The 9,271-nt window shown below is 49.0% G+C and carries 6 protein-coding genes; 4 read left to right on the forward strand and 2 right to left on the reverse strand.

What is annotated here, in order from left to right; translation table 11 throughout:
* Positions 1–191: 191 nt before the first annotated feature.
* The 4 genes from M987_RS23370 to M987_RS23385 all read left to right on the forward strand — a co-directional run bounded on the left by M987_RS23370 (position 192) and on the right by M987_RS23385 (position 6,733).
* The gene (locus tag M987_RS23370) at positions 192–869 is read left to right on the forward strand and encodes a hypothetical protein (protein WP_041162320.1); all 678 of its coding nucleotides are present in this window, start codon (positions 192–194) and stop codon (positions 867–869) included.
* A 651-nt stretch (positions 870–1,520) separates the two neighbouring features.
* The gene (locus M987_RS23375) at positions 1,521–3,083 is read left to right on the forward strand and encodes a pyridoxal phosphate-dependent decarboxylase family protein (RefSeq protein ID WP_014063926.1); all 1,563 of its coding nucleotides are present in this window, start codon (positions 1,521–1,523) and stop codon (positions 3,081–3,083) included.
* A 1-nt stretch (position 3,084) separates the two neighbouring features.
* Positions 3,085–4,377 (forward strand): lysine N(6)-hydroxylase/L-ornithine N(5)-oxygenase family protein, encoded by a 1,293-nt coding sequence (locus tag M987_RS23380; protein ID WP_014063925.1) that lies wholly within the window; start codon positions 3,085–3,087, stop codon positions 4,375–4,377.
* Between the two features lies 1 nt (position 4,378).
* A complete protein-coding gene (locus tag M987_RS23385) occupies positions 4,379–6,733 on the forward strand; it encodes a GNAT family N-acetyltransferase (protein WP_014063924.1) in 2,355 nt (784 codons plus the stop codon).
* A 249-nt stretch (positions 6,734–6,982) separates the two neighbouring features.
* Here M987_RS23385 and M987_RS23390 read toward each other — a convergent pair whose 3' ends face one another.
* Positions 6,983–7,972 carry a tyrosine-type recombinase/integrase gene (locus tag M987_RS23390; RefSeq protein ID WP_014063923.1) on the reverse strand — a complete coding sequence of 330 codons (990 nt, stop codon included), beginning with the start codon at positions 7,970–7,972 and terminating at the stop codon, positions 6,983–6,985.
* Between the two features lie 503 nt (positions 7,973–8,475).
* Positions 8,476–9,087 carry a tyrosine-type DNA invertase gene (locus tag M987_RS24400; protein ID WP_014063922.1) on the reverse strand — a complete coding sequence of 204 codons (612 nt, stop codon included), beginning with the start codon at positions 9,085–9,087 and terminating at the stop codon, positions 8,476–8,478.
* Positions 9,088–9,271 lie beyond the last annotated feature (184 nt).

Below are 9,271 nucleotides of genomic sequence, written 5' to 3' on the forward strand. Positions count from 1 at the left end.
GAGAGGGGCGCGACAGGTACCGGCAGGGTGTCACCTGCTGCTGCACGCGGTGAGGAACCACAGAGAAACGTGAGGCGAGAATGCCCTATTCCAGATTACCGTCCATCCGGCGTACTACCAGAAGCCGGACGCCAGCCCCGGCACCGCGGCTCAGGACAGCTGCTACTGTACATCCCGTACTGGGGCCTGTTGTGCCGCCCAGGCTGGAATCACAGGCCAGCGTGTCTGCTGGATATACTGCGGAGACAGGGTCCACCGGATATGAAGCGCCTGCCTCTCCTTCAGAGGAAAAAAAATGGTTCAGCAGTAAAGTACTGCCCCAGATAATCAACATGGGTCCGTTTGTCCGTTATATGCAGGATAACCAGTCGCGACTCTATAAACTAAAAAAGCGTTTTGTTATAAGTGAATTTAACAGCGAGTTTCATGCAAAAAACACCGTCGACATTATGATCCCAGCGCAATCCGAGGCTGGAGAATCGAGTAATTTTACCACTGCCATGGTTCCCGATACGTGGAAGATGATCAACTCATTTAAGAATGATGAGAGCTTTTATATGTCAGAAGTTATCGCGCTGGCGTATAAAAGGTCAGCGATAAAGCATGGTTTTTTTGGTGAGTTACCCGAAACGATAGTCAGATGCAATATCTGCAACGGTCATGCACTCGCGGTAATTAATGAAGCAGAAGAAAAAATAGCAAAGGGAATTATGACAAAGGAAGAGCAGTTATTCCTGTTTATGGGTACGACTCAAAACGGGAAATCGACAAAACGATTTTTGGATGTCTTCGGGCTTGAAGTGTATTCCATACAATGGGACGGAGAAAGTGCCATTCTTAGCGCAAGGAAAAAAACTCAGAAAGATTAATCAGGGGTGTGTATCACGGAAACGTCTGCCGTGAATGCCCCACACGTGGCAAGTATTGTAACAAAGGAGACTCTGCGAGACCGCGGTGATTAATGATAGAGTCCTCTTAAAACTCTAAAGTACTATATCAATGTAAAAATCTCTTCGTGCCCACAGGGTTCAGGCATACTACACCATGGAATTTATACTGGGCCTTGTCGAAAGATCATATCAGCCGGGGCCGATTTAGCTACCACACAATCGGTGCGTGTAACAAAGATTATGTTAAATAAAATTGATTTACATAAGATTTTTCTAGTCGCAGAACAGGAGGAACATCAGACGGAGGCAGAAGCAACAGATGTACTTCACAGTCCCCCTCATACACTAAATCACTAAGGTGGGAGCATATTTGGGGATGCAAATAATAAAACACAACAGTAAATTCATTGAAAAATAATTACAGATTTAATTTTTTATTTCATAAAGAACGTTAAAACCTGTTAAACCCAAATATCGTATGAAGTATTTTAGATAATAGTACTGGTCCACTTAGCAGGACGGTTTTTATCTTTTTATTTAGCTTTTATCTACTGGAGTTATTGAGCGCTCATCCGATGCTGCTGACTTTGTAATGGCAGTGTCACTGGTATACATGCACAGGAATTGAATATGCTCATCCGCTCATCCGCTCAGACAACACTGGATTTCGCGCTTGAATCCAATACCGGCGGAGTAGAAAAGACTATTTTTAACGATCTGCAGCTGGCTGCCTGGTCGCAGCAAACTCAGGAGGTGTTGACGCTGATGACCCGCATCGTAAACGGTGTAGAAAAACCCTTCAGTGGTATTTTACCCCACGAACTGGCCGCGGAGTTCAGAGAGGTTGATCTCGACCACCCACTAGGTAATAACGATGATGCGCTGGCGGAATTAAGTCAGCTCTATCTTAATGACGCCGTCTGGTTTCACCATCCTAAATATCTGGCCCACCTTAACTGCCCGGTCGTGTTGCCCTCTCTGATGGCTGAACAGATTATGGCGGCGGTGAATAGCTCAGTAGATACATGGGATCAGAGCGCAGGCGGCACGCTGATTGAGCAGAAGGTCATTGACTGGACGCTGAACCGCATCGGCTTACCTGCCGGATCGGATGGTGTCTTTACCAGCGGTGGCACCCAGTCCAACCTGATGGCAATGCTATTGGCGCGTGACAGCTGGTGTGCCGCACATCATCCGGGACATCTGATTAAGCTTAGCGGCCTGCCCGAGACTGCTTCCAAATGGCGGGTATTTACTTCGAAACTCAGCCACTTCAGCATCCAGAAGTCGATGGCGATTTTAGGGCTAGGCTATGATGCGGTTATTGCAGTAGAACATGATACGCAGTACCGCATGGACGTTGGATGCTTGGCACATGAGATAATACGCTGCCGCAGTGAAGGATTGATCCCGATTGCTGTGGTCGCCACAAGCGGCACCACTGACTTTGGCAGCATTGATCCGCTGCCGGAAATAGCTCTTCTATGTGATGATTACGATTTGTGGATGCACGTTGATGCTGCCTACGGCTGTGGGTTACTGGTTTCTGAGAATCATCGTGCACGCCTGAATGGCATCGAGCTTGCTGATTCAATCACCATTGATTATCACAAATCGTTCTTCCAAACCGTCAGCTGCGGTGCCTTCTTTGTGCGCGACAGCCACAATCTGAAACATGTCACGTACCATGCAGATTACCTCAATCCACTCAGCGCCCAACAGGAGGGCACACCGAATCTGGTCAACAAAAGTATCCAGACTACCCGCCGTTTTGATGCACTGAAGATGTGGCTGACACTACGCGTGATCGGCCCGGCGGTACTGGGTGATGCATTCGATAGCCTAATCAAGCTGACACAGGCCGCGCATCTGGTGTTAAGTGCGCATCCTGCTATTGAAGTGCTGCATACACCTGAGCTTACCACCCAGATTTTCCGCTACATTCCCTGCAACAACGTCAGCGACGCGCAGATTGACGATATCAACACAGCTATCCGTAAAGCGCTGTTCCGCTCAGGTAATGCCGTGATTGCAGGAACCAAAATCGATGGACGTCAGTACCTGAAATTAACCCTATTAAATCCCACCACGACCATCGCCGACATCGATGATGTACTGAGTCTGATTACGCACTATGGCCGAGAACAGTTCCGTTCCTTAACGCTGAGAGTGGCTAATCGCGGAGATATCTGAAATGAATAATCCTGTTTACGATTTCATCGGTATCGGCATCGGGCCATTTAACCTGAGCCTGGCCTGTCTGAGTGAGCCGGTTGAGGGGCTAAATAGTCTTTTCTTAGATGAAAATAAGGGTTTTGACTGGCACACTGGAATGATGCTGGAAAACGCTCATCTCCAGACGCCCTTTATGGCTGATCTAGTGACGTTGGCCGACCCTACCAACCCATATAGCCTGCTTAACTATATGAAGGAAAAGGGCAAGTTATATTCATTTTATATCCGCGAAAACTTCTTCCTGATGCGTAAAGAGTATAATCAATACTGTCAATGGGCAAGTTCACGGCTCTCTAATCTGCGTTGGAATAGCCACGTGGAGTATATCAGCTATGATGAGAGAGCCGGAATTTATCAGCTTCAGGTGAGGGAAAACTGGAACGATGAGGAACAAATTTATCTGGCACGCCATCTTATTCTCGGCACCGGTCTTAAAGCTTGGATACCAGCGTGCGGCCTGCCGTACCATCAGCGTGTAACGCATTCCAGTCAATATATGGTCAATAAAGCAGAACTGCAGCAGAAACGTTCAATTACCGTACTGGGTAGTGGTCAAAGTGCCGCAGAAATTTACTATGATTTGTTGACTGATATCGACCACTTTGGCTACCAGCTCAACTGGATCACCCGTGCACCGCGCTTCTATCCACTGGAGTATACCAAGCTGACATTGGAGATGACCTCTCCGGAGTGGGTAGACTATTTCCACGCCCTGCCCGCTAGCACCCGCGATGCGGTTAATGCCAGCCATAAGCATCTCTATAAAGGCATTAACAGTAGCCTAATCAATGACATTTACGATCTGATGTACGTGAAACAGCTTAATGGTGAGCTTAACGTTAATCTGTTTACCCATTCGGCCCTGATCGCGATGCGCTGGCTGCCGCAAGGTGAGTTCGATTTGACACTGCATCAGGAGGAGCAGGATTGCACCTTCAATCGGCGCACCGAAGGGCTGGTGATGGCGACTGGCTATCACTATCAGCCACCGATGTTTTTAGACGGAATCACAGCGCGCTTACGATGGGATGACAAAGGCCGCTACGATGTACAGCGCAACTACAGCATCGACTATCACAATCAGATCTTCGTGCAAAATGCCGAACTGCATACCCACGGGTTTGTCACTCCGGATCTGGGAATGGCCTGCTACCGTAACTCGGTATTACTGCGTGAACTGACAGGACGCGAGGTCTACCCGATTGAGCGTCAGATTGCCTTCCAGACCTTCCCGGCTAAATCGGAGAACTGAGATGAATACACAACCGCTGTTCACTGCCGCTCGTCCCGCAGGACTGTTTACCCTGAGGCCGATGTTTGAGAGAGATATACCGCTGATCCACAGCTGGGTAACCCGCGATTACGCCCGATTCTGGGGCATGCAGCAACAGAGCCTGAATCAGGTAGCGGAGTTCTATAAGACGTTGACGACAGCTCATTATCATGCTGCGCTGATTGGCTGCTGCAACGATCAGCCAATCTGTCTGATTGAGTGCTATCGCGCAAGCGACGATGAGATCGCTAAATTTTATCAGGTGGCTTCAGATGATTATGGCATACACATTCTGATTGCCCCTGTTATTCAGCCGATCAAAGATTTTAGCTGGCAGGTCTTCACGTTCGTAATGGACTACATGTTCAGCCGACCCGAGGTGCGCCGCTTGGTGGTGGAGCCGGACGTGCACAATGAGAAAATTCACGTGCTGAATAAACGTGCCGGTTTCCGCTACAAACATACCATCGACATGGGCCATAAAACCGCTTGGCTGGCTTTTTGCCTGCGGGAAGATTATCAACACGCGTTACTGAAGGAGTCGCAGACTGTGAGTCCCCTAACTTCATTGACAGACGGCACGCATTTGACGAACGACAACTGGACGCAGGCTAACCGCATGCTGATCCGCAAAGGAATTGCCGAGTTTGCGCATGAAAAAATTATTAATCCTCAGGAAGCTGGCGATGGTAACTATCAGCTAGCCGTGCCGGGTGGCGAAGTGACTTACCATTTCCACGCAACAAGGCTGGCACTGGACCACTGGGAGATCGACATAGATTCCCTGCGTAAGCAGGAGAACGGACGTGATATGACGTTGGATGCTCTGAAGTTCATCGTGGAGTTCAAAGGGGAGATCGGAGTTTCGCAAGAATTGCTCGCGACCTACATGGAAGAGATCAGCAGCACCCTGTGCAGTAGAGTCTATAAACTGCAGAAAAATAATTACGACATCCATGCACTGGTCTCTGCGGATTTTCAGACAGTAGAAGCGGCGATGACCGAAGGCCATCCCTGTTTTGTCGCCAACAATGGACGTATTGGCTTTGATGCGCAGGACTATCTGGCGTATGCGCCGGAAGCGGCCACTCCCGTTCACCTCATCTGGGTCGCCGTTCACCGCCGCAATGCTCATTTCTCCAGTCTCAACGATCTGAGCTATGAGCAGTTGATGTACGATGAGCTCGGTGATACAACAGTGGAACAGTTCAATGCGAAGCTGGTGAATAAAGGGCTGAGAATGGAGGACTATATTCTGATGCCCGTACATCCGTGGCAATGGAAAAACAAGCTGCTGACCGTTTTTGCGGCGGATATCGCCAGTCACAATATTGTTTATCTCGGCACCAGCGATGATGCTTATCAAGCGCAACAATCTATTCGCACCTTCTTTAATTGCAGTCAGCCAGCGAAGCGCTACGTGAAAACTGCTCTATCAGTACTTAACATGGGCTTTATGCGCGGTCTATCACCTTACTATATGGCGACAACTCCAGCGATAAGCAGTTGGCTGGAACAGCTTGTCGCAGGTGATGTGTGGTTGAAACATTGTAATTTCCGCATTCTTCGCGAAGTCGCGTCGATCGGCTATCACAACCGCTACTACGAGCAGGCAATTAAAGGTGACTCCGACTACAAAAAGATGTTCGCTGTGCTGTGGCGGGATAATCCTATTGCCAGCCTACAACCGGGCCAGCGTCTGATGACGATGGCCTCTTTCCTGCACGTCGATCACAAGCAGAAGGCTTTGCTTCCTGCATTGATCGCGGACTCTGGTTTACCGGCGAAGCAGTGGATTGAAAGCTATCTTACCTGCTACCTTAGCCCGCTTCTGCACTGCTTCTATCAGTATGATCTAGTATTTATGCCGCACGGTGAAAATATCATTATGCTGCTTGAAAACAACGTGCCGATCAGTGCTTACATGAAAGATATCGGCGAAGAGATCTCCGTAATGAGTCCGGATGCGGTGCTTCCAGAAGGCGTGCAACGTCTGGCTGTAGATGTACCGGAGAACCTCAAATTACTGTCGATCTTCACCGACGTATTTGACAGCATTTTCCGCTTTATAAGCTCGATCCTAGATCAGTCAGGGACGATGGAGGAGGAAATGTTCTGGCAGACGGTGGCACGGTGCGTGAAGGATTACCAGCAGGCGCATCCACAGTTGGCCACTAAATTCACACGCTATAACATGTTCGCACAGGAGTTTCCCCGCTCCTGCCTGAACCGCCTGCAGTTGGCGAATAATCATCAGATGATCAATCTCACTGACCCTACAGAGAATCTCAAATTCGCCGGAACGCTGATCAATCCGATTGCGCGTTGGAATTAATCACCACACTTTTACTCAAATACTCAAAGAAGCGGTCACCGTGGTGACCGCTTCTTTGGTGGGTATAGAACACTCTGGATTCTTCTGTCAGGCCATGAACCGTTATTGTACGGACCCCTATATTCTCTGCAACCCGAGTTCACTTTAGTCGGAAGATTCGTTATGAGACCATTCTGAGCGATGTGCAAGCCTGCAGGTTTCCTGATTAGTATTTTATTAACTTAATTATTACTTAATATCATATTAATATCAGATGAAATCCAGGCGATCACGAGCCGTTTTCAGACGAACCTCCCCTCGGCGGTCGTACTGCTGGGTGGTGGTGACGCTGGCGTGACCCATCGCATCCTTCACGGTGATCAGGTCTTCGCCGTTATCGAGCATGGCCGTGGCGAAGGTTCGGCGCAGGTCATGCGGTGCACACTCCGCAATGCCGGCCTGGCGCTGGCGCACATGCAGGATATGGTACACCGCCTGGTCAGTCAACCGGTCATTCGTCAGGGTGTCAAAACGGCGGATACGCGTGAACAGCGGCCCGTCTTTTTCCCCCCGCACATCATCGATCCACATTCTGAGGCGCTGCCAAGTCCCGGCCGGCATGTAGGCCAGCCGTTCCTTGTTCCCTTTACCCAGCACCCGCAGTCCCCGATCCTCAGTTACAACGTCACTCAAATCCAGCCCCACTGCCTCCGACCGGCGCAGGCCGCAGCCGAGAATCACAGCCAACATTGCCGCATCACGGACGGCGAGACTGGAGTCATCCGCATCGCAGGCATTAAAAAGGGCGCGGGTCTCCTCCGGCGGCAGGGCCCGGCCACGCGGCAGACGACTGCCGCGCAGGTTACGCACCGCCCGGATGTGCTGGAAGCTCTCGACGTCCATCAACTTCAGCATCCAGGCTTCCTTCGCCACACCCTTGAGCGCCGAAAGGTAGGTGTTGACGGTGGCCGTGGCCCGGCCGGTGTCGCGCAGCAGTTCGGTGACGGCCATCACGTGATGGCGCCGCAGGCTGCCCCAGCTGCAGGTATCGAGGGAAGAAGAACCAAGCATAGTAGCGACAACTCTGAGGAACGAACTCATGGTCTGCCGGCTGCGGGGGGAATTCAGGGACAGCAGGTAGGCCCGGGCGGGACTGACCGGGGCTTCCCCCCCGGCCAGTGCAGGCAGAAAATCCTCATCCAGCAGTAAGGTTGCCAGAGACAGGTTAAGTTCCGGTTCATCATCAGGCATCAGGGTCATCCGGGGCTCCGTCCGGGCCGGAAACCGTCCGGCGCGCTGCGTAAAAAATCGTGGTCAACGGTACCATCAGAGCGTATCGCAGAGCATCTACTTTTTCAAACGTACATTTTAATAAGTAGATTCCATGCGGGTATACTATAATGTTGCAATGACATTTATGCATCTGGAGTGAAGTTCCAAAAATATCATTGTTCTATTGTCAACTTTCTCAGCATAAATATTAGCATTCTCTATTTAAACAGGACGTATTTCGAGGGTTCGAAATATCTAAGACTCTAATGGATAGATACTTCCATCATGGCTATTCATATAGTATTTATATGGTAAAAAAATGGATGATCGCGATATTCAGCAAAACAGTCTATTTTGGCATGAATTGCTTCGCGGAGGCTTATGTAGCCAGTCGCAGAGATTTACTGAAGTACAGGTATATATCAATAGTGCTGATAACACTTTATAATAGATGCCACAACACCTTAAATAAATACACGCAACAACTTGGTTCATTTGACGCAGACTGGGCAGTTCTTCTCGCACGAACATAGTGCTTTATCAGTATCCCTCTCCCATATATTAACAAATCGTTGTGCGTTACTGGCCGTATAGTGAACCGTATGCCGTATGTTACGGTGTCCAAGATAGTCCTGAATCAACCGTGTATTTATACCTCTGTCTGCTAGAGCATAACCACAGGCATGCCGAAGCATATGAGGGTGAGCAGAGACAGTAAGGCCGGCAGCGTTTCCTGCGGATTTCACAATGTTATATGCCTGCTGACGAGAAAGAGGAGTGCCCCTACGGGAAATGAACACATAGGGACTCTCTTGAGCGTTTTTATAACATACCCTTACTGACAGCCATTGTAGGAGAAGGTGACGTTCTTCTTGCAGTAACGGATGTGTGGTTGAAAATCCCTGTTTAGAACGTTTTATATGGATACAACCTGAATTAAAATCAATATCACTAAAGGTTAAAGCAAGTAACTCACTTATTCTGTAGCCATGAATATATGCCATATAAATTAGACACCGATCACGTGCGCCGGTTTCCTTTTTTGCGGCTGAACAGATGAGTAACTCAATTTCAGTTCCTGACAGATATCTGCGCTTCAGCATAAAATGTAACAACCTGCATCTAAGTGTGAATGACTCAGTTTAATGAGATTTATCTTAAATAAAAGTGTTTTTTTAGGTGGGGTTGGTCAGTGTCACATAACTAATTTTTAGATACAGTACGAGTGTGACGTACGATTTGATCTTGCTGACCTTGGTGGCAATATTACAGCTCTGGAGGTAAGAC

This window comes from Enterobacter soli ATCC BAA-2102 (assembly GCF_001654845.1).
Taxonomy (GTDB): domain Bacteria; phylum Pseudomonadota; class Gammaproteobacteria; order Enterobacterales; family Enterobacteriaceae; genus Enterobacter; species Enterobacter soli.

Coding starts and splice junctions, on each gene's coding strand:
- M987_RS23385 (WP_014063924.1), top strand. CDS start 4,379: ATGAATACACAACCGCTGTTCACTGCCGCTCGTCCCGCAGGACTGTTT.
- M987_RS24400 (WP_014063922.1), bottom strand. CDS start 9,087: ATGCTGAAGCGCAGATATCTGTCAGGAACTGAAATTGAGTTACTCATC.
- M987_RS23375 (WP_014063926.1), top strand. CDS start 1,521: ATGCTCATCCGCTCATCCGCTCAGACAACACTGGATTTCGCGCTTGAA.
- M987_RS23380 (WP_014063925.1), top strand. CDS start 3,085: ATGAATAATCCTGTTTACGATTTCATCGGTATCGGCATCGGGCCATTT.
- M987_RS23390 (WP_014063923.1), bottom strand. CDS start 7,972: ATGACCCTGATGCCTGATGATGAACCGGAACTTAACCTGTCTCTGGCA.